General features: G+C 37.6%; 19 protein-coding genes and 1 riboswitch. Of the genes, 2 read left to right on the top strand and 17 right to left on the bottom strand.

The window, feature by feature from the left end; all coding sequences use genetic code 11:
- Positions 1–11: 11 nt before the first annotated feature.
- From JNUCC52_RS18315 to JNUCC52_RS18250, 14 genes are all read right to left on the bottom strand, one after another.
- On the bottom strand, positions 12–1,271 hold the full coding sequence (locus tag JNUCC52_RS18315; protein ID WP_337980521.1) for a glycosyltransferase family 2 protein: 1,260 nt from the start codon (positions 1,269–1,271) through the stop codon (positions 12–14).
- The gene (locus tag JNUCC52_RS18310; RefSeq protein WP_337980520.1) at positions 1,264–2,703 is read right to left on the bottom strand and encodes a hypothetical protein; all 1,440 of its coding nucleotides are present in this window, start codon (positions 2,701–2,703) and stop codon (positions 1,264–1,266) included. The genes JNUCC52_RS18315 and JNUCC52_RS18310 overlap by 8 nt, the downstream gene beginning before the upstream one ends.
- Positions 2,693–3,550 carry a diguanylate cyclase domain-containing protein gene (locus tag JNUCC52_RS18305; protein WP_337980519.1) on the bottom strand — a complete coding sequence of 286 codons (858 nt, stop codon included), beginning with the start codon at positions 3,548–3,550 and terminating at the stop codon, positions 2,693–2,695. The genes JNUCC52_RS18310 and JNUCC52_RS18305 overlap by 11 nt, the downstream gene beginning before the upstream one ends.
- Positions 3,525–4,460, bottom strand: coding sequence for a glycosyl hydrolase family 8 (locus JNUCC52_RS18300; protein WP_228134152.1), 936 nt, complete (start codon positions 4,458–4,460; stop codon positions 3,525–3,527). The genes JNUCC52_RS18305 and JNUCC52_RS18300 overlap by 26 nt, the downstream gene beginning before the upstream one ends.
- A 363-nt stretch (positions 4,461–4,823) precedes the next feature.
- Positions 4,824–5,678: a MetQ/NlpA family ABC transporter substrate-binding protein gene (locus JNUCC52_RS18295; protein WP_228134153.1), complete on the bottom strand. Its 855-nt coding sequence runs from the start codon at positions 5,676–5,678 to the stop codon at positions 4,824–4,826.
- Positions 5,679–5,740: 62 nt separating this feature from the next.
- Entirely contained in the window at positions 5,741–6,409 is a 669-nt protein-coding gene (locus JNUCC52_RS18290) for a methionine ABC transporter permease (protein WP_228134154.1), read from the bottom strand.
- A complete protein-coding gene (locus JNUCC52_RS18285) occupies positions 6,399–7,427 on the bottom strand; it encodes a methionine ABC transporter ATP-binding protein (RefSeq protein WP_337980518.1) in 1,029 nt (342 codons plus the stop codon). The genes JNUCC52_RS18290 and JNUCC52_RS18285 overlap by 11 nt, the downstream gene beginning before the upstream one ends.
- Positions 7,428–7,510: 83 nt before the next feature.
- Positions 7,511–7,615, bottom strand: a riboswitch (SAM riboswitch).
- A 55-nt stretch (positions 7,616–7,670) separates the two neighbouring features.
- On the bottom strand, positions 7,671–7,982 hold the full coding sequence (locus JNUCC52_RS18280; RefSeq protein ID WP_228134156.1) for a thioredoxin family protein: 312 nt from the start codon (positions 7,980–7,982) through the stop codon (positions 7,671–7,673).
- A gap of 13 nt (positions 7,983–7,995) precedes the next feature.
- Positions 7,996–8,337, bottom strand: coding sequence for a toprim domain-containing protein (locus JNUCC52_RS18275; RefSeq protein ID WP_228134157.1), 342 nt, complete (start codon positions 8,335–8,337; stop codon positions 7,996–7,998).
- A gap of 257 nt (positions 8,338–8,594) precedes the next feature.
- Positions 8,595–8,975: a glycine cleavage system protein GcvH gene (gcvH, locus tag JNUCC52_RS18270; RefSeq protein WP_228134158.1), complete on the bottom strand. Its 381-nt coding sequence runs from the start codon at positions 8,973–8,975 to the stop codon at positions 8,595–8,597.
- 81 nt (positions 8,976–9,056) lie between these two features.
- Positions 9,057–9,410 (bottom strand): arsenate reductase family protein, encoded by a 354-nt coding sequence (locus tag JNUCC52_RS18265; RefSeq protein WP_228134524.1) that lies wholly within the window; start codon positions 9,408–9,410, stop codon positions 9,057–9,059.
- A 472-nt stretch (positions 9,411–9,882) separates the two neighbouring features.
- Positions 9,883–11,667 carry an acyl-CoA dehydrogenase FadE gene (locus tag JNUCC52_RS18260; RefSeq protein WP_337980517.1) on the bottom strand — a complete coding sequence of 595 codons (1,785 nt, stop codon included), beginning with the start codon at positions 11,665–11,667 and terminating at the stop codon, positions 9,883–9,885.
- Positions 11,668–11,738: 71 nt separating this feature from the next.
- A complete protein-coding gene (locus tag JNUCC52_RS18255) occupies positions 11,739–12,911 on the bottom strand; it encodes an acetyl-CoA C-acetyltransferase (RefSeq protein WP_173479540.1) in 1,173 nt (390 codons plus the stop codon).
- A 51-nt stretch (positions 12,912–12,962) separates the two neighbouring features.
- Positions 12,963–15,347: a 3-hydroxyacyl-CoA dehydrogenase/enoyl-CoA hydratase family protein gene (locus tag JNUCC52_RS18250; protein WP_139860528.1), complete on the bottom strand. Its 2,385-nt coding sequence runs from the start codon at positions 15,345–15,347 to the stop codon at positions 12,963–12,965.
- Positions 15,348–15,836: 489 nt separating this feature from the next.
- On the opposite strand from JNUCC52_RS18250, the gene JNUCC52_RS18245 reads away from it, so the two are divergent.
- Positions 15,837–16,154 carry a thioredoxin family protein gene (locus tag JNUCC52_RS18245; protein ID WP_337980516.1) on the top strand — a complete coding sequence of 106 codons (318 nt, stop codon included), beginning with the start codon at positions 15,837–15,839 and terminating at the stop codon, positions 16,152–16,154.
- A 133-nt stretch (positions 16,155–16,287) separates the two neighbouring features.
- Positions 16,288–16,791, top strand: coding sequence for a C39 family peptidase (locus JNUCC52_RS18240; protein WP_337980515.1), 504 nt, complete (start codon positions 16,288–16,290; stop codon positions 16,789–16,791).
- On the opposite strand, the gene JNUCC52_RS18235 is transcribed toward JNUCC52_RS18240, so the two are convergent.
- The 3 genes from JNUCC52_RS18235 to hutI form a co-directional block, all read right to left on the bottom strand.
- On the bottom strand, positions 16,784–17,671 hold the full coding sequence (locus tag JNUCC52_RS18235; protein WP_337980514.1) for a 5'-3' exonuclease: 888 nt from the start codon (positions 17,669–17,671) through the stop codon (positions 16,784–16,786). The two genes, JNUCC52_RS18240 and JNUCC52_RS18235, sit on opposite strands and share 8 nt — an antisense overlap.
- 479 nt (positions 17,672–18,150) lie before the next feature.
- Complete coding sequence (locus JNUCC52_RS18230; protein ID WP_173479536.1) at positions 18,151–19,149, bottom strand: agmatinase family protein; 999 nt, start codon at positions 19,147–19,149, stop codon at positions 18,151–18,153.
- 1 nt (position 19,150) lies between these two features.
- Positions 19,151–20,422: an imidazolonepropionase gene (gene hutI, locus JNUCC52_RS18225; RefSeq protein ID WP_228134159.1), complete on the bottom strand. Its 1,272-nt coding sequence runs from the start codon at positions 20,420–20,422 to the stop codon at positions 19,151–19,153.
- Positions 20,423–20,436 lie beyond the last annotated feature (14 nt).

Genomic DNA, 20,436 nt, shown 5'->3' with positions numbered 1-20,436 from the left:
TATTGTTCTCCTTATTTTGTTTTCTTTGCAAAGCGCTCAGTTTTATACCACTGCACTTCTTGACCAGTAAAAACTCTTTTGATCTCTAAAAATAGCGACCAAATAACTAATACAATCCACATTTGTGAATATGTAAAATACATTAAAATGACATAGAAAAAATTTTTACGATTCATTTCTGTTTTTTCAATACTTAAGGTAATCATCACTTCACCTAAAAATAACAAGAAAGCCAATACCCATAAGACAATAGCAATATCTCCAACTGTTAGCCCAATATCGTAAAAAAGATTGGTGATAAATAAAATGTTGGACAAAATAACGCCGAAGAAAAATAAAAAGTAAGTAAAAAAGAAATAAAACAAATCAAAAATAATACTTTTTCTTTTTAAGGTAAAAAATTGGCTTAAAAACTTTAGCACTACATACTGGTTTCCTCTTGCCCAGCGTGTTCGTTGTTTCCACCATACTTTCAACGTCTCTGGCTCTTGTTCCCACGTAATAGCCTTAGGGAAAAAGCGGATATGGTAGCCTAAATTATAGACACGAATCGTTAATTCAGTATCTTCCGCTAACGCCTTTACATCCCATCCACCTAATTGCTCTAAAATACTACGGCGAATGGCGAAATTTGTGCCTGGAATCGTTGCAATGTTAAACCACTTCCAACGACCACCTTGTGCCATCCACTGAAAACATATTGTTTCAATATTAATAAATCGTGTTAACCATGTTTCCGTCGCATTTACCACACGAAATTTCCCTACAGTAGCTGCAGCTTTCGGGTCATTGACAAGCCCCATGACTAAATACCAAACTGCCATACGCTCTGGTGTATTGTCTGCATCATAGACAATAACTACTTCCCCAGTGGAATCGGCTAATGCAGCATTTAATGCTGAAGATTTCCCCTTCCCTTTATAAGGTTCTACTGTTTCAATTACTCGTATAAATGGGTATTTTTCTGTAAACTTTTTTGCAATCTCTCCTGTTCTATCCGATGAATTATCGTTAATGACAATTACTTCTAACTTATCTTTCGGATAAAACAATCGGGACATGGCACGTAAAGTTTGTTCAATAACAACCTCTTCATTATGTGCAGGAATGAAGACGCTCACTGTTGGAACATCTATCATTTTCTTTGACCATTCATCGATTACCTTTTCATAAGATCGAAAATGCAAATAGCCCCCTTGCATTAAAAACATATGGTATAACAACATAATCCATATGAGAAACAATGAAATATAAAACAAAATATCAGCCATTACTTTTCCTCTCCTCAAATAATCGCTTTCGTAGTGTTATACGTAGTCGCAATGTATTCATAAAAAATACAATAACAAATAACGATACAATGATTACTAACAGCCATAAAACTACTTCAAATGGCCGCTCATCAAACATCTTTTTTAAGCGATCCAGTTTGGTAAAAGAAAGCTGAATTTTTTGCTCTCCATTTGCTGATTGCATTATTGAAACCTTTGATGTCTGAACAAGCTGTTCTGTTTTTCTAAAATCAAGCCATTCTAGCTCTACTTGTTTGTTTAAGAGTTCAACAAGCTCTTGCACATGGTGAGCCCCTAAATAACTAGGATATTGAATTCCAATCGTTGAACCTGGCGCTTTATTCATATGACGAATTGACTGCTGCACAGCATACAGTGGGTATACACTCGCATCATTTATTGCTGCTATTGTATAGGGATAAATTTTTTGCTCATCTCTTTCTGTTATATAAAAATGATTGTCTTGTTGTCGCAATACCCCACTAAAAAGCGCACTATCCTCTAGAATGTAGGTAGGGTAAATTTTTCTCAACACTAAATAATCTAGACTTTTTTCAATGTTAGCTTGTGGAGAAGATAAAATAAAAGCTACCCCCTCCTGCTGTAACTGTTGTAAATATTTCAATAACGCTTTATTGTCCTGTAAATAATAAATAGCGCCATCTTTCTCATATAGCGGGCTTATCTGTAAGTTAATAGGAACATCAAATTGCTTTAATTGATCAACTACTTTCTTTAACTTCAAAACATCCGTTTCCATATTAATATCTGTTAACACAATGAAGGCAGGATGTAAGTTGGTAGATGATAATTTCAATAGCTCACCAAATATTGAAGGCCAGTCATATACTAAAGGGGAAGATTGAATCATCTTGCCAATATAAGACCAATTGCTATTTTTTTCTTTCACAATAAAAGGGAAGTCTTCATTAAATGTGGATGCCATTTGTATTACTTCAGCATCGTTAGGTGGGTTCACTACAGCCCACTCAATCGGCCGATCCAATACATGTTCCCCGACTTTTCGTAACTCCACTTTTTTCCCCTTTTGCCAATGTTCGAATGAGGGAAACTGTTCAATATTTTCCCCTATAGCAACAGCGGGTCCTTGGAAATTATTCATAGCTTCTAATGCTGGCAATGGTATATGCATCTTATAGGAGTTTAAAATAACAATACGTTTATAAACATCCAAAGAATCTTCTTTAATATTTTCCACTGGTATGACATCGACATCTGTATAAGCATTTAGCATTTCTCGTAGAATTTGCACTTCTTCATCTAATTGTTGATTGCTAGTTACATAAATAAGTGCAATGTCTTTGCTATCGGCACTTGCTAAATAATGCTGTGGCATACTAAACAAAATAAAAAGGACAATGAAGACGAACAAGCCTAGTTTAAAGCGCACTTGTTTTCATCTCTCTTTCCATTTCTGCTAACAAGTCTTCAAAACTTTGATCCATCTGGGGAGTGTAAGTAAAATAACTTGTTTTATAGCTTAGTGTCACCCATCGCTTATTTAATAATTGATGGTTTTTTAAAGCTTGATCTAACTTCTCGTAAATAATATCAATGTATTGTTCTGACGTATCAATTAATAAAATGCCAAGGTAGTTTTCACGATATCGGAATTTTTTATCTGTTTGTCTAACAGATTGCTGTAATTTTTCCGCCAGTTGCCTCCACAAATATTGTGCTTCTTTAAAACCATAAAGCTTTTTAAATTTTTCATAGTTTTCAAGCTTTAGCATAATAAACACAAAAGTATGTTGATGACGATCTGCTCTTCGCATTTCTTCATTAACAATGACACGCATACGCGATTCATTATCAAAACCAGTTTCAACATCAATTGCTACAAAGTTTTTGACATCCTGCTGTAAATTTTTCATATATTTTTCTTGTGCCATCAATAACTCATGAATTTTTCCAGCGCATAATACTAGTAGTAGTAATACAACACCGTATGCCAAAAATAGTTGCATTGAAAATGCTGTACTTAACAATGCTATAGAACCTGTCATACCGATATACAGTAAGGTTGAGCCACTGATAAAAATAAATAACAAACTACTTATTAGCCCCGTAACCGTACCTCTCCACAGTGTGATAATGACTAAAAGTATTAAGAAGATATATAATAATAAACTTTCACTATCCTGATGTAGTAAAAAATAAGCAGGTAATTGTAGAAGCAAAATAAGTAAAACGCCATAAACAAATATAGCTTTATTCCATTTTATTGCTGTTCGCATTGTCGACCTCTCTTTCCGCTAGAAGTGGTAATAAATTATCGAATATATGTGTCGCATTTGTTTGCACATCTACATACCCCGTATTTGCATCAGCTTTGAGAGATTCCATTTTACGGAAAAACTCTTCAGCCATCCTATCATTATGAATTTCTAACATATAACGAGTAGCCATTGCGTACACAGCAGGTGATTCAAATGATACAGCTGGCTCACCAGTAGTAGCATCGTAGCGGCCGTACAATTTTTGATCTCTACTATATAAAGACAGCATCCAATTAGTAAATGGCTTCGTTTCCAAACCTAACGTGGCACTATGATAAGCCGTATACAATTGATCGATCATATGTAACTCCGTATCATATTCATAGTTATTGGTTACGACATCATAATACTTTGGAAAAAAGCCTGCTTGAGCTTTTGGCGCTTTTGCTAAAATCGATAATTGTTGCTCTAGTTGTTCTTTAGATAAAACATCATATTGTCGCATCTTTAAAAGTGCAGAAGGCATAATATAACTTAATGTAATTGTGTTCGCTTTCTTATGTGTATGAACGTCAACAAAATCTACAAACGTACCTTTTTGCATTCCATACTTTACAATGTTTTTACCAATGGTCTTCCCTAACGAAATATAACGCTCATCATTCCACTTTTCACCTGCATCAAATAGCGCTCGCATAATTCTCAAATCATCAATCAGCGCATTAACAGTAGCTTGTTTTTTACCATCAATTCGCCATACTATAAATTTCTTCTCTAAAAAATAATGATTAATCACCTCAAACTGCTCATCAAAGCGAGCTTGATCATCTTTTTCTAGTAAATAGGTCAACCATAAACCGACAGATTCAGATAAAAACACATCTTTTTGTTGCGTTAAATCAGTACGTAATAAGTTATCTTTTGTCATTAATTCCTCAATAACAAATTGTTCTGTTGATGAAATTGGTTCCTTAGTTACTTTAGTTACTTCTTCTTTCCCTTGAGAGCAGCCTATTAAAACGATAGAAAGGAAAAATATAACTAAAATACCACAATAAAAATTTTTTAATATAGGATTTCACCTCCACTAGGACTAAGTACCAAAATCCTTCAGTATGATTAGCGAATTATATTATAACAGTAATCATATTAAATGAATCTAAACAAATTCTAAACAGTTTAGGAAAAATAATAGAATTTAATTATTGGATTTCACACCATTATTTATCTTTCCCTAAAAAAATAGTACAAACCATTTTCATGGCTTGTACTATTTTTTAATATATAGATATTATTTAACGGGTACTACTGCACCTTTCCACTCCTTCAAGATGAAGTCTTGGATTTCTTCAGATTTTAATACTTCTAATAATTTTTTAATTTCTGGTTTATTTTCATCACCAGCACGAACTGCAATAATATTTACATATGGAGATTCTTTATCTTCTAAAGCAATTGCATCTTCAATTGGGTTTAGTCCATTATCAATTGCATAGTTAGAGTTAATAAGTACTGCATCGCCTTCTTCGTTTTCAAACATTTGCACAAGTAGCTCTGGTGCAGTATTTGCATCGAATTTAAAGTCTTTTGGATTATCTACAATATCTTTAATTTCTGCTGCTGTTTTGTCGATACCATCTTTTAATTTAATTAAGCCTTTTGCTTCTAATAGTGACAACATACGGCCATGGTCTGAAACTGAGTTCGATAATAAAATTGTTGCACCTTTAGGAAGGTCTTCAAGTGATTTATATTTTTTAGAGTAAATACCGATTGGCTCGATATGTACGCCACCTGCATTTACAAAATCATAGCCATTATCTTTAATTTGTAATTCAAGATAAGGAATATGTTGGAAATAGTTTGCATCAATAGTTTTTGACTCTAAATCTTGGTTAGGTAATACATAATCTTGGTACGTCTCGATTTTTAAATCAATACCTTCTTTTGCTAAAATCGGTTTTGCTTGTTCTAAAATAACTGCGTGAGGTGTGTTAGAAGCACCAATTTTTAATGTTACTTTATCTTCAGTTTTTGCACTGTCATCTCCAGTTGTTGATCCTGCTTCGTCTTTGTTACCAGCACCACATGCTGCTAAAGCCAATACAAGTACTGATAAAAATAATCCTGCTAATAACTTCTTCATTTGTATACACTCCCTTTATTTGTTCAAACAATATGTTAGCGGTAAATACCGGTTTAACCTTTTTAACGTTTGTCTGTTTTCGTTGTAATCATATCGCCAATCCATTGAATGATAAATACGACTACTAAGATCAAAATAGTTGCCATTAATGTCACATCTTGGCGATTACGTTGGAAGCCATCTAAAAAGGCTAAGTTTCCTAGACCGCCAGCACCAATAATACCAGCCATTGCCGTATATCCAACAAGTGCTACAGCCGTTACAGTAATCCCAGAAATAAGTGCTGGTAATGATTCTGGAATTAGAACCTTCCATATAATCGTGGACGTTTTAGCCCCCATCGAGCGTGCTGCTTCAACAACACCTTTATCAATTTCACGTAATGCAATTAGTACCATTCGTGCATAGAATGGGGCAGCACCAATAATAAGTGCTGGTAGGGCTGCATTTGCTCCTCGGATTGTCCCAAGTAAAAACTTCGTAAATGGAATAAGTAAAATAATTAACACGATAAATGGTATCGAACGGAATATATTAACGACCGATCCTGTTAAAAAGTTAACAATTTTATTGGCCCATAACTGGTTTGGACTCGTTAAAAAGAGGATTATGCCAATGGCTAAACCAAGTATAAATGTTACGACTGTAGATAGAGTGGTCATATAAAGTGTTTCATATGTGGCTGTCCACATTTTTTCCCAGTCGACATTCGGAAAGAGACTAGTTAGCATTTGCAATCACCTCCGTTTGTACTTCAACTGTATTTAAATAATTTAATGCAGCTGCTACATTTGTCTCTGTACCATCAATTTGTACAATAAGAGTACCGTATGCACCATTTTTCGTTTGCGAGATATTACCATGGACAATGCTAACTTCTACATCAAACTGTTTTACTAAATGTGATATAACTGGCTGCTCTGTTTTTTCACCAACAAATACAAGCTTAACAAGGTGTCCTGTTGGATAGTTCATTCTAAGCTGTGCAACTGTCTCCTGCGTTTCCTTCGTATCGGTAATTTGTGATACGAATTTTTTAGTGATCGCTGCTTGTGGTGCTTGGAACACTTGTAGTACTTCACCACGTTCAACAATTTCTCCAGCTTCCATTACCGCTACACGATGACAGATTTTGCGAATAACATGCATTTCATGAGTAATTAATACGATTGTTAAGCCTAATCGTTCGTTTATATCGACAAGCAAATCAAGAATTGCATCCGTTGTTTCTGGATCCAGTGCTGATGTAGCTTCATCACATAACAGCACTTCAGGATTATTGGCAAGTGCTCGTGCTATGCCAACACGTTGCTTTTGACCACCTGACAGTTGTGATGGAAACGATTTGTCACGACCTTCTAAACCAACAAGTGCAATAAGTTCTTTCACACGTGCGTCTCGCTCACTTTTAGCTACACCTGCAATTTCAAGTGGAAATGCAATGTTTTCTGCAACTGTTCTTGACCAAAGTAAGTTAAAATGTTGGAAAATCATACTTACCTTTTGTCTAGCATCACGCAACTTTTGACCCTTAATAGATGAAAATTCTTGGTTATTCACCTTCACCGAACCAGTTGTCGGCTTTTCTAAACCGTTTAATAAACGAATCATCGTACTTTTACCAGCGCCACTATAGCCAATAATGCCAAAAATTTCACCTTTGTTAATTGTAAGATTAACATCTTTAACAGCAGTTAATTCGCCATTTGCGGTTTTGTATTTCTTCGTAATATTTTGAAGCTGTATCATAGCGAAACTCCTTTTCTCATATAGAAAACCCCTTCACTCACAGACAAGTAGAAGGGGTCACGTACTTTATACGCTAAACCGTTCTCTCATCTTTCAAAGAAAAATCTTTGAGTGATTTGGCACCTTTTCACATTTGTGATGGTTGCCGGGCTTCATAGGGCACTTCCCTCCGCCGCTCTTTATAAGAGTTCGATATATTTAATAGTTTTTAATATAGTTGTTACTTTACCATGCTAGCAAAGTTCAGTCAATTGGTTTTTTTAACAATTCGTATAAAAAAGGTACGGATTGAAATGCATAAACCTTTTCTCTAACTGATCCACCATCACTAACGAGTAAACACGGTACACTTTCGATTTGAAAATCATAAGCTATTTGCTCTAAAAAATTAATATTTGCCTTGCCTAATTTTAACTGTGGCAATAATTGTTCTATGATATCCATCATTTTAGATGCAACTGCACACGTTCCGCACATCGGTGTATATAAATAAAAGGCAGTTTTTTCACCAGATTTTACTGCTGTTTCCCACTGCTCTTTTGACCATTCTTCCATTTTTCAACCAACCTTACAAAATATATTCATTATGGATGGAAAAATGCGCACGCAATAAAATCATTGCAAGCACTTTCCTCGGTGTAGTTTCTACTTCTTTATAAGTAGGCATCGTTCGCAAATGCTCTGCTTCAGGATAATGTCTGTCCATCAATGCTCGTAATTTATCTCCAGATGCATCTGCATCAAAAAATGTATAGAGCTCATAGCCCTCATATGGGTCGAGTAATTCTTCTAATTGATGCACACCAATTGTACCATTTGTACAAAGTATTGTAACATCTTCACTCAAAATAGGTTCTATTTGAAGCTTATCCGAACGGCCTTCCACAATTAAACATTTCCCTTCGAACATCACGCCACCCCCATTTAGCAGTTATCTACGACAACAATTTATTGCAATTATAGGATTCCACACTATGCATAGATCTACACGTTAACAATATTTTCTATATGTCACTTTGCAATTTGGATAACATTTTATGTGAGTTACTTGGACTTTCATTTACTTGAAGAGTCACGCTTTGTACAGCTCAAAAAACAATTGCATACCTGTGTTATATAATAAAAAACGCCGGTATGTACTCCGACGTTTTTCTATTATAGGCTTGATTATTCTGCAATCATTTCTTCGTATTGTTCTGCAGTCATAAGGTTTTCAAGCTCTGAAGCATCAGCAGGCTCTACAACGATCATCCATGCTTTTTCATATGGTGATTCGTTTACGAATTCTGGGCTATCTTCTAGATCTGCATTTACTTCCACTACAGTACCTGAAATCGGTGCGTATAATTCAGAAACAGTTTTTACTGATTCTACGCTGCCAAATGGATCATCAGTTTTAATTTCGTCGCCAACTTGTGGAAGCTCAACGAAAACGATGTCTCCTAATTCAGATTGTGCAAAATGCGAAATACCGATACGTACTTTACCATCTTCTAATTTTACCCATTCGTGTTCTTCAGAGTAACGTAAGTCTTTAGGTGTGCTCATGCCAAAAACCCCTCCATAAATATGTAATATATTCACTTTCAGTGTGCCATACTTCTTTCATAAAAACAAGGATTAAAGCTGTTATTTCCACGCTTGTTCAAAATCTGATTCTTTAAATCCTAACGTTACTTTTTTTCCATCAGTAACGATTGGTCGCTTAATTAACATACCATCAGAAGCAAGTAGTGTGAGCTGTTCATCTTCCGACATTTCCGCCAGTTTATCCTTCAACCCAAGTTCGCGATATTTCATGCCAGATGTGTTGAAAAATTTCTTTAATGGCTGCCCGCTAGCCTGCCAATAACTTTTAATTTGCTCTTTCGTAGGTGCTTGTTCAACAATGTGTACCTCTTCGTATGAAACGCCATTGTCGTTTAACCACTTCTGTGCTTTTTTACAAGTTGTACATTTAGGATAATGGATAAGTTGAATCATATTTATAGGCTCCTCTGCTATCATTTCCTGTAGTATACCATCATAACTAGTATGAGCCAAAAAGAAACATTTATTGGTTAATTTCATAATTGTTTGCGTGCCTGTCACTTTGGCTTAAATTGTTTGCGTGCCTGTCACTTTAGTGTGGGCAACTGGCATTCTGTCTGCTCCTATTTCGTAAAATTCCACTTCGCTTTCCGCGGGCACGATGTAAGCCGCAACCGTCGCTAGCGCGCCGTCTGTTGCGTCTTACATTACGTGCGTTCCCGCAGGAGTCTTCGTGGATTTTTACTTAGATAGTTTTAATTGGCAAAGTGAGAATTGTTTGCATGCCTGGCACTTTGGCATTAATTGTTTGTGTGCCTGACACCCTCCCTTTCAATAAAAAAGACAACAAGTTGATTTACTTGTTGTCTTTTTTCGAAACTTTGATTTTTCCTACCGTTAGTAAAGAGCTAGGTTAAAGATTATATTATACGATGAATTTTTCTGCTTCGATTAGTTTAACAGAAGCTTCACGTTTTTTAGCAATAAGGTTATAAGGGTTGTTACGAGTTAGTTTACGTAAAGCTGACAATGTCATACGTGCAGCGTCCCCATCTGCTGAAGCAAGAATTGTATCCTTTGCTTCTTTCTCAATTTCTGCAAATGCTTCTTGGCAGAAAATTTGTGTATAAAGTAATTTTTGATGAGACTTTTCTGCACCTTCACGCGCAATCGCCTTTTCTGTACGTAACACAGTAGACTCCATAGCGAATAATTGGTTAGCGATATTGGCAATGTTCACTAATACTTCTTGCTCTTGGTCAAGTTTCGCTCCATAGCGCTGTGCTGCCATACCTGCTGCTAATACAGCAATTTTCTTCGCGTTTTTCACAAGATATTTTTCTTGTGCTAGCGGCTCTGTGCCTACTTCTTCAGGCATTAGCATAAGAAGTTCTTGTTGCAAGTTTTGAGCGACCTGCAATAATGGTAATTCACCTTTTAATGCTTTTTTCATAAATGTACCTGGTACAATCATGCGGTTAATTTCATTTGTACCTTCGAAAATACGGTTAATTCTTGAATCGCGATAAATTCGCTCTACTTCATATTCAGCCATAAAGCCATAGCCACCATGTAATTGCACCGCTTCATCTGCGATATAGTCCAATGTTTCTGAACCAAACACTTTAGCAATTGAACACTCAATGGCATATTCAGCAATTGCATTTGCAATAACTTTTCCTTGCTTTTGTTCTTCAGGGCTTAACTGGCTTAAACGATCTTCAAATAAACCAACCGTACGATAATTTAATGACTCTGAAGCATATAATTGAGACGCCATTGTCGATAGTTTTTCTTTCGTTAAGTTGAAATCAGAAAGCTTCGTTTTGAATTGTTGACGTTGGTTTGTATATTGAATTGCCAACTCTAAAGCACGTTTTGAGCCACCGATTGTTCCCACACCTAATTTATAACGACCAATATTTAAAATGTTAAATGCAATTACGTGTCCACGACCTACTTCACCAAGTAGATTTTCAACAGGTACTTCAGCATCCTCAAGCACTAATGTACGAGTTGAAGAAGATTTGATACCCATTTTCTTTTCTTCTGGCCCAACAGAAACACCGTTGTAGGCACGTTCAACGATAAATGCTGAGAATTTATCGCCATCAATTTTGGCGTACACAACAAACACATCAGCAAAACCTGCGTTAGTAATCCATTGTTTTTCACCGTTTAATACATAATGAGTACCTGCAGCATTTAGCTTGGCAGTCGTTTTGGCACCTAAAGCATCTGATCCCGAACCTGGCTCTGTTAACGCATAAGCCGCGATCAATTCACCAGAAGCTAGCTTCGGTAAATACTTTTGCTTCTGTTCGTCGTTACCAAATAGCACAATCGGTAGTGAACCAATCCCTACATGTGCACCATGTGTAATCGAGAAGCCACCAGCTACAGACATTTTTTCTGCGATTAACGCAGAAGATACTTTATCTAAGCCAAGACCTTGATATTCTTCAGGTACATCCGCCGCTAGTAAACCAAGTTCGCCAGCGCTTTTTAGTAAACGCACTGAATGCTCAAACTCATGATGCTCTAAGTTTTCTACTACAGGTAATACTTCATTCGCAACATACTCTTCAGTTGTTTTGGCAATCATTTTATGCTCATCTGTAAAATCTTCTGGTGTAAATACGCGATCTAGTGCCACGTCCTCAATGATAAATCCGCCGCCTTTAATGATATCTGTTGTTTTTTCTGTCATGTTAAATTCCTCCTTATTTTTAGGTGCCAGGCACTCATACAATTCGCAATTCTCAAACAATTTCACATAACTTATAAAATCTCAAATACTCCAGCAGCGCCCATACCACCGCCGATACACATTGTTACAACACCATATTTTTTGCCCTGACGTTTCAGTTCATGAATTAATTTCAAAGTTAAAATTGCGCCTGTTGCGCCAAGTGGATGCCCTAAAGCAATTGCTCCACCATTAACGTTCACTTTCTCTTGGTCGATACCTAAATGACGAACAACCTGTAATGACTGTGAGGCAAATGCTTCGTTAATTTCCCACAAATCAATATCCTGAATAGATAAACCTGCAATTTCAAGCGCTTTTGGAACAGCTACGATTGGACCGATTCCCATTACTTCTGGAGGTACTCCGCCAACCGCAAATCCTAAAAACTTTGCCATCGGTGTCATTCCTTGCTTTTCTGCTTCCTCACGATCCATTACAAGAACTGCCGCAGCACCATCTGAAGTTTGAGAAGCGTTACCTGCTGTAACACTACCTTTTACATGGAATGCAGGACGAAGCTTTGCTAAGCCTTCAACGGATGTGCCTGGACGAACACCCTCATCGACACTAAAGGTAAATTTCTTCACTTGTAGTTTATTATTGTTATCCACATAATGTTGTTCCACTTCAATCGGCACAATTTCATCATTGAATTTACCTTCTTTAATTGCTTTCTCTGCTAGCAAATGCGAGCGTACAGCAAATGCATCTTGATCTTCTCGACTCACATTATACTGACGTGCTACTTCCTCTGCTGTATGCCCCATCCCCATATAATATTGTGGTGCAGTTTCAGCTAATGTTGGATTTAAGCGCGGTGTATTGCCCACCATTGGTACCATACTCATTGATTCAACACCACCAGCAAGAATCGCCTTTGAATGACCAAGCATAATACGTTCAGCAGCATATGCGATTGCCTGTAAACCCGATGAACAAAATCGATTAATTGTCAGCGCAGGTGTAGTATCAGGTAGCCCTGCTAGTGCTCCGATACTACGGGCTACATTCATCCCTTGTTCCGCTTCTGGCATTGCACAACCTAAAATTAAGTCATCGACAGGACCTTCATAGCCTGCTCTTTTTAATGTTTCTTTGACAACTGCTGCCCCAAAATCATCTGGTCTTACTGTTGCTAATGAACCTTTTTTCGCTTTTCCAATAGGAGTTCGTGCTCCTGCTACAATAACGGCTTCACGCATCGTCTAAATCCCCCTTTGTTTCATGTGCAAACATTTTAGTCTAGTTAGTAGTTAGTTACGAAGTGGTTTCCCTTTTAATAACATGTGTTGCATTCTTTGTTGAGATAGCGGGTCTGCAACTAAGCTTAGGAATGCCTCACGCTCTAAATTTAATAGGTATTGCTCATCTACTAATGTGCCATATGGAACTTTTCCACCTGCAATTACATATGCTAACTTTTTAGCAATTTTTAAATCATGTTCACTGATGAAACCTGATTCAAACATTCCTTGAGCACCGATTAGTAACGTACCGTAACCCGATGCACCGACAACAGGAACCTTTGTTGGCACTGGTGGTTGATAACCTGCATCATAAAGTGCCAAAGCAGCCTGTTTTGCATCGTAAATCTGGTGATCTGCATTGACTGAAATACCATCTGCAAAATCAAGGAAGTTATTATCGCGCGCTTCCTCACCTGAAGTTGAAACTTTCGCCATCGCAATTGTTTCGAATACTTTATTAGCAATATTTTGATAGTCTACCTCAACGCCATTCGGTAAACCTTTCAAGAACTTTTGGTAAAGCGCTTTATTACCGCCGCCACCTGGAATTAAACCAACACCGACTTCTACTAACCCCATATAAGTTTCCATCGTCGCTTGGATATGGGCAGCAGGTAAGCATACTTCTGCTCCTCCGCCTAACGTCATAGCGAACGGTGCCGCCACAACTGGTTTGTTAGAATATTTTATTTTTTGCATAGCATCTTGGAATGCTTTAATAACAAAGTCTAGTTCGAAAATATTATCATCCTGTGCTTCTACTAAAATCATTCCTAAGTTAGCACCGACGCAGAAGTTTTTCCCTTGGTTACCAATAACTAAGCCTTTATAATTTGCTTCTACTTCATCTACCGCGTAGTTAATCATTTGAATAATATCTAAACCGATGGCATTAGATTGGGAATGGAACTCAAGTAAGGCAATTCCGTCACCTAAATCTATTAAGCTAGCACCTGTATTGGACTTAATAACGCCATGTTTCTTTTTGTAGCGCTTCAAGTTAATTTCTTTTTCATTAACAGGAACTTTTACGTATTGTGAACCGTTATAATACGCTACGTCACCTTCAAGTTCTGAATAGAAGGAAGTAAAGCCCTTAGCTAACATATCTTTTACAAATACAGGAACTTCGCGACCTTCCGCTTCCATTTTAGCAACCGATTCTGCAACACCGATGGCATCCCATATTTCGAATGGACCTTGTTGCCAGCCGAAGCCCCATTTCATTGCATTATCTATTGCCACAATATCATCAGCAATTTCACCGTGTAGCTGTGCAGAGTAAATTAATGTCGGTGCAAAAATTCCCCATAACAGCTCACCTGTACGATCTTTCGCATACGTTAATGCTTTAACTTTATTAGCTAATCCACGCGTTTGTTTCGCCATTTCAATTGAAGGTGTTTGTAATTTTTTTGCTGGACTATACGCTAAAGTGTTTGGATCAATTTCTAAAATTTCCTTCCCTTGCTTCAAGAAGAAACCTTGCCCAGACTTAGCTCCTAGCCAACCGTTCTCAACCATTTTTTGTAAAAATTCTGGCACTGCAAATACTTGCTGTTCATCTCCTGATGTTTGGTCATATACGTTTTTCGCTACATGGATAAAAGTATCTAAGCCAACAACATCTAACGTACGGAAAGTAGCGGATTTTGGACGACCAATAAGTGGACCTGTCACTGAATCTACTTCACCGACTGAATAGCCACCTTTTAGCATTTCCTGCAAAGTTACGAGCAGACCATATGTGCCGATGCGATTGGCAATAAAGTTTGGTGTATCTTTAGCTAACACGACGCCTTTGCCAAGAATATCCTCACCAAATTTTTTCATAAAGTCTACAACTTCTGGTGCAGTTGTCGTTGCAGGGATTACTTCAAGTAATTTTAAATAGCGCGGAGGATTAAAGAAATGTGTCCCTAAAAAATGTTTTTGGAAATCCTCTGATCGTCCATCCGCCATCGCATTAATACTAATGCCTGATGTATTCGAACTAATGATTGTACCTGGTGTACGTACAGCATCAATTTTTTCATATAAACTTTGTTTAATTGCTAAATTTTCAACAACAACTTCAATAACCCAATCTACATCTTTCAGTTTGGCTAAATCGTCTTCAAAATTCCCCACCGTTAGTAGCGATAAATTTTTCTTAGAAGTAAGTGGTGCTGGCTTTTGCTTTATTAACTTTTGAAGAGCACCATTCACAAAGCGATTTCTTACAGCTGGATGCTCTAAAGATAACCCCTTTGCTTCCTCTTCTTTCGTAAGTTCCTTCGGTGCAATGTCTAATAATAATGTTGGAATACCGATGTTTGCTAAATGTGCTGCAATTCCAGAGCCCATTACTCCAGAACCTAGAACAGCCGCTTTTTTAATGTTATAAGTCACAAGCAATTCCCCCTTATTCTCCCATTGAATGAATAGCCATTCATTTTTTAGCCAAAAAAAATCAAAGTTTCGCTTTGGCGTTTTTTTGCTTCGATTTAGACATTCATGGTGACCTTTTACAATGTATGCCAGTTAGTTGCAATCACTTACATTGTCTTAGATTTTTAGCTAAAAGATTTTAACTGATGTCATATCATAATCTGTGACAAGCGCCAGAGACTTATCTTCAGTCAGTTGATATGCAACACAGCTACATCGTGTGAAAAGTCTTCCACTGAATGAAAATAAAACTACTTTTTCTGTTTTTAGTGTAGATTATTTTGTCTAAATTAGCAATCTTTTTTCTTCATTTATTTTTGCAATATACAACTTTTTTTGTTTTTTACGAGCGAAAACAAGACAATAAGTAGAGTCCACTTATTCCAAACAGATAACTTTCAGGATGAAGAGAAAATGTGTAAAATGGATAGCAAGGAGAGTGAACTACTAATGAAAACAATAACAACTGCTGAACAATTTAATGAGCTTATCTCTGGTCAACAAAAAGTGCTCGTAAAATTTTATGCTGGATGGTGCCCTGATTGCACACGCATGAACATGTTTATCGATCCAATTATTGAAGAGTACAACCAATTTGATTGGTATGAGCTTAATCGCGATGAGCTTCCTGAAATCGCTGATAAATACGATGTAATGGGTATTCCAAGCTTATTAATTTTCCAAAATGGCGAAAAATTAGCACACTTACATAGTGCTAACGCTAAATCGCCTCAGCAAGTGACTGAGTTTTTAGCTGCTCAACAATAAAATAAGCGCAACAAAAGCAAAAATAGTATGCTAGGTGTTTCTTGGCATACTATTTTTTCTTATTTATAGAAGGTATCCGTTTGCAACTTACATGACATGTATTTCATTCGTTCATTGTCGAAGGGAGATTTTTATGAAACAGTATTTGCCATTGCAAGGAAAATCACAATACGATGCATCCATTGCACCTCAATATCGAAATTCTGCCTGCGGGCCAACAACCATCCATGTGATACTGCACTACTATAATCTCTCAGCCCCATCAGTAAACGACCTTTATCTTCTACTCGGTGGTACAAAAATCGGCTTGTTTAAATGGCGTTTAATTTATAATCTACGGAAACTGTTACCGACATGGGACATACGCAGCTGTACATTAAAAGAGGCGCTGCTTGAAATTGATGCAGGACGCCCCGTTGCAATGCGCTTTGACCGTTATTTTAGCTTACAATGGTTGAATAGAAAATCTACCTTTGTTTATCATTGGGTACCACTCATTGGCTATGCAGTGCAAGATGATGGGCTATTGTTGATTTTCCACGATAATGGTGGCAAAAATCGTGCCAGCCAAATCCGTACTGCTCTACTAGAAAATAATGAAAAAGTGTTAAGCTTCGTTAAAATAGCACCTAAATAAGGGAATACAATGAACGTGCCTGCTTTGCAATAAGTGTAAAGCCACGTTCTTCTATCGCTTTAATAGTTTGGTGCTCATAATTTGGTACTACTAATTGAGCAAAATCTGCTTCAATCGGTACATTCGTTTGAATTGTTGCTAGTTCGTGTGATAACTTCAGCATGTCCAGATTATCTTTAATTTTCGTACGTTGTCCTGGCTTTAATTCCTCTAGGGAAGAAATGACATTGTCGATAGATCCGTACATTTGGATAAGTGTCAGCGCCTGTTTTGGACCAATTCCTTTTACTCCTGGATAGCCATCACTCGTATCACCCATAAAAGCTTTTACTTGTGCAAATTGAAATGGTTCAATACCGTACTCTTCTTTAAAGCGGGAATGTGTGTAAAGATCATACTCTGTGTAGCCTTTTTTCGTAAACGCGATTTGCGTTGAAGGTGTTAACAGTTGCAATAAATCTTTATCCCCACTAATGACCGTAATATCAGCTTCATCTTGCCATTTAGTAATCATTGAGCCGATTAAGTCATCAGCCTCCATACCGACAACGCCGAAATTTTGCCACCCAATATGTTGAGATAAATTTTTAGCCATATCAAATTGTGGCAGCATCTCCTCTGGCGGCGCTGGGCGATTCGCCTTATAGCCATCATATAATTCATTGCGGAATGTTTGCGAACCCATATCCCAGCAAATAGCTAAATGTGTTGGTTTCATAATAGATTGTGCCGTCAAAACATGGCGGACAAATCCTTGTGCACCATTAGAAGGTGTGCCATCCTCTAAGCGTATAAAATGCCCCATTGCTGCTGAAGCAAAAAAAGAACGAAATAACAATGCCATGCCATCAACAATAAGCAATTTTGGTTTTGTAGTCATAATAAAAAATCCTCTCTAATTTATTATTCTAGCGTTTAGTCATTATCAAAAGAATAATAAGCATTTTTCTATTATAGCAAAATATCGACTTAATAATTAGTGCCAGGCACTCAAACAATTTACCATGTTGGTCACGTATTTTTTCTCTTTACTCACAGAAAAACCCTAGACGCTCCTAAGGGAACTGCATAAGTTGAAAGTGACAGGCACTCAAACAATTAAGGTGTGCCCACAGAAAGCGCCCGTCCGTAACGGAAATCAACATTAATATTTTTCTTTATTTATAAAATAAAAAAGCGAGACCTTTCTTCCATGTCCATTTAATTGGAGCGAAGGACGGGCGACTCCTGCGGGAACGCACAAAACGTAAGACGCAACAAACCGCGCGTAGCGAGGGTTGCGGCTTACGTTGTGCCCGCGGAAAGCGCCCGTCCGTAGCGGAAATCAACGGTAATATTTTGCTTAATGCAAATAACAGACTATGGGGTAGCCCCATAGCCTGCTTTTTCTTTCCTTGATATGCGATTGCGGTGATCCAATTGAATGCCCGTTAGCCATTGCAAAAATACTGTAACGCCTGTTTTCACCGTTTCTATACGAAGTTCATTTTGTTTTGGATCAGCGTATATAAAGTCAATATGGCGTACACCTTCATTTTCACCAATTAGCTTTAAAATATCAAATAATTCATAGGCCGTTAAACCACCAGGAGTAGCCGCAGGAACATCTGGTGCAAACGTAATATCAAGGGCATCTAAATCCACAGATACATAAATTCTGTCCACTTCATGCATAAGCTGACGCAGCATTTCGCGGATAGTTAACTGAATACCGTCTCGGCGCATCTGCTTTAACGTAATCATATGCATTCCCTGCTCACGGGCATAGTAAATCATTTCAGGTGAATTAAAAAAGCCATGTAGGCCGACATGATAAATATGCTTCCCCTCTACAACGCCTGATGCAATCAGTTGATGAATCGGCGAATTCATCGCTAATCCGATTTCTTCCTGATTCCGTGCATCTAAATGTGTATCAAGCTGAATAATGCCAATTCGCTCTTTCGGATAAGCATTTTTAATTCCTCTTAAGGAACAAGCTGTAATCGCATGATCTCCACCAATAAGGCATGTAAAGCTTTTTGGATAGGCAATACTTAAGTTTTCCGCTGCCGCCTCTAATGCAGATTCCGAAAGCATTCGATTTGTCGGATCTATCGCTACGTCTCCTATATCTACAATTGCTAATGCTCGTAAATCAACTTGTTCGTCTAAATTATATGATTGAAAACTGGACCATGCTTTCCGAAAAGCATTAGGATACTGTGCTTTCTTGGATGGGTCACTTGCATATGATAGTAGTGCTCCATATACAATAATATCTACATCATTTGCATGTGGATTTTGTTTTTGCTTAATCCACTGATGCATACCTGAGCCATTTTCTTGTTTCCACTGCCATTCAGGTTGGATGAACATCTTAACCTACCACCTTTACACCTTTTTTCCACACTTTTTTCACATGATTTACACCAAATATATAATGTAGCTTTTGATGATTATGAACATCCCACAAAACTAAATCGGCTTGCTTCCCTACTTCGATGGAGCCAACGCGATCTTCAATTTGTAATGCACAAGCAGCATTATACGTTGCGGCGCATAAGCTTTCAGCTGGTGTCATTTTCATTGTAATACACGCAAGGTTCATGACGAGAGGAAGCGAAATTGTTGGAGATGAGCCTGGATTACAATCAGTCGAAATAGCTACAGGCACACCTGCGTCAATGATGTCTCTAGCGCGTGCTGGTTTCTCTCCTAAATACAATGCTGTCGCTGGTAGTAAACACGCAATAACACCCGAATTCGCAAGCTCTTCAATTCCTTCGTCCGAAACTTTTAATAAATGCTCAGCAGAAATAGCCCCTACTTTTGCCGCAACATGTGCCCCTTTATTTTCCTCAATTTCATCAGCGTGTATTTTAGGAATGAGCCCTTGTGCCTTGCCAGCCAATAAAATACGTTCTGACTGCTCTGGTGTAAAGACATCAACTTCACAAAATACATCAATAAATTTTGCTAAGTTCTCTTGTACAACTGCAGGAATCATTTCATCTATAACTAAATCAACAAACTGCTCTGGATTTTCTCGGTATTCCTCTGGTACGGCATGTGCTCCCATAAATGTTGGCACAATGTCCATTGGATGCTTTTTTTGCAAGCGCTGCATGACACGTAGTTGCTTTAACTCATTTTCTACATCTAAGCCGTAGCCACTTTTACTTTCCAATGTTGTGACACCATGCTGTAAAAATAAGTCCAAGCGTCTCGTCGTTTGATTGAAAATATGTTCTTCTGTCAATGTGCGCATTTTTCGAGTTGTTGCATGAATGCCTCCCCCTGCATTCATAATGTCCATATAGCTGGCACCTTCTAAACGCATCTCAAATTCATGCTCACGACTTCCACCAAAAACAACATGTGTATGAGGATCAATTAATCCTGGTGTCACAATTTTCCCCGTTGCATCTACAATCTCTGCTTCCTCAGCCCGCGGCAAATATTTTAGAATCATGTCACGCGTTGTACCGAGATCCTGAATAGTGCCATTTTCAATCCAGACGCTTCCGCCTTCAATAATTCCGAGCTCGCGCATTTCTTCACGTACACGTGGGCCCTTCTTGTCACTTGCAACTGTCACTAATTGTGAAATATTTTGAATCCAAATGGGCTTTTGTTGCTTTTCCATCATTCCTAACTCCCCTT

This window comes from Lysinibacillus sp. JNUCC-52, from assembly GCF_015999545.1.
Lineage (GTDB): Bacteria > Bacillota > Bacilli > Bacillales_A > Planococcaceae > Lysinibacillus.
Note: the sequence above shows the minus strand (reverse complement) of the source record. Positions and strands in the feature narration are given on the sequence as shown.

Bases quoted from the DNA above. Each gene is read 5' to 3' on its own strand.
- JNUCC52_RS18315 (WP_337980521.1), bottom strand. From the start codon at position 1,271: ATGGCTGATATTTTGTTTTATATTTCATTGTTTCTCATATGGATTATG.
- JNUCC52_RS18305 (WP_337980519.1), bottom strand. From the start codon at position 3,550: ATGCGAACAGCAATAAAATGGAATAAAGCTATATTTGTTTATGGCGTT.
- JNUCC52_RS18300 (WP_228134152.1), bottom strand. From the start codon at position 4,460: ATGACAAAAGATAACTTATTACGTACTGATTTAACGCAACAAAAAGAT.
- JNUCC52_RS18295 (WP_228134153.1), bottom strand. From the start codon at position 5,678: ATGAAGAAGTTATTAGCAGGATTATTTTTATCAGTACTTGTATTGGCT.
- JNUCC52_RS18290 (WP_228134154.1), bottom strand. From the start codon at position 6,409: ATGCTAACTAGTCTCTTTCCGAATGTCGACTGGGAAAAAATGTGGACA.
- JNUCC52_RS18285 (WP_337980518.1), bottom strand. From the start codon at position 7,427: ATGATACAGCTTCAAAATATTACGAAGAAATACAAAACCGCAAATGGC.
- JNUCC52_RS18280 (WP_228134156.1), bottom strand. From the start codon at position 7,982: ATGGAAGAATGGTCAAAAGAGCAGTGGGAAACAGCAGTAAAATCTGGT.
- JNUCC52_RS18275 (WP_228134157.1), bottom strand. From the start codon at position 8,337: ATGTTCGAAGGGAAATGTTTAATTGTGGAAGGCCGTTCGGATAAGCTT.
- gcvH (WP_228134158.1), bottom strand. From the start codon at position 8,975: ATGAGCACACCTAAAGACTTACGTTACTCTGAAGAACACGAATGGGTA.
- JNUCC52_RS18265 (WP_228134524.1), bottom strand. From the start codon at position 9,410: ATGATTCAACTTATCCATTATCCTAAATGTACAACTTGTAAAAAAGCA.
- JNUCC52_RS18260 (WP_337980517.1), bottom strand. From the start codon at position 11,667: ATGACAGAAAAAACAACAGATATCATTAAAGGCGGCGGATTTATCATT.
- JNUCC52_RS18255 (WP_173479540.1), bottom strand. From the start codon at position 12,911: ATGCGTGAAGCCGTTATTGTAGCAGGAGCACGAACTCCTATTGGAAAA.
- JNUCC52_RS18245 (WP_337980516.1), top strand. From the start codon at position 15,837: ATGAAAACAATAACAACTGCTGAACAATTTAATGAGCTTATCTCTGGT.
- JNUCC52_RS18240 (WP_337980515.1), top strand. From the start codon at position 16,288: ATGAAACAGTATTTGCCATTGCAAGGAAAATCACAATACGATGCATCC.
- JNUCC52_RS18235 (WP_337980514.1), bottom strand. From the start codon at position 17,671: ATGACTACAAAACCAAAATTGCTTATTGTTGATGGCATGGCATTGTTA.
- JNUCC52_RS18230 (WP_173479536.1), bottom strand. From the start codon at position 19,149: ATGTTCATCCAACCTGAATGGCAGTGGAAACAAGAAAATGGCTCAGGT.
- hutI (WP_228134159.1), bottom strand. From the start codon at position 20,422: ATGATGGAAAAGCAACAAAAGCCCATTTGGATTCAAAATATTTCACAA.